Source organism: Roseateles sp. AC306, from assembly GCF_979253795.1.
Map to the genome: position 1 here is coordinate 1 of NZ_CEEDEB010000070.1, position 279 is coordinate 279.

The 279-nt window shown below is 62.4% G+C and carries 1 protein-coding gene; it reads right to left on the reverse strand.

Translation table 11 applies throughout. From position 1 onward, the window contains the following. A partial coding sequence (locus AC0IZJ_RS28430) for a response regulator (protein WP_471855606.1) occupies positions 1–279 on the reverse strand: 279 nt, incomplete at both ends.

The window sequence follows — 279 nt, forward strand, 5'->3', positions numbered from 1 at the left end:
GCATCAGTTCAGCGCTGTCGAAGGGCATGGCAATGTGGCTCTGACAGCCAGCCAGAAGGGCTCTCTTTCGGTCCTCCGCACGCGCGAAAGCCGTCAGCGCCACCGCTGGACTTCTTGTGCCGGGCGTTTCCTTCGCCCGAAGCGTTCGCATCAAGTGGTAGCCGTCCCTGCCAGGCATCCCCACATCACTGATGATCACCGCCGGACGCCGCGTCTCTAGCGCCTCACGCAGCTCAGCTCCAGAACCGAAGGTAGTCACTACGGCACCTTGCTCTTCGA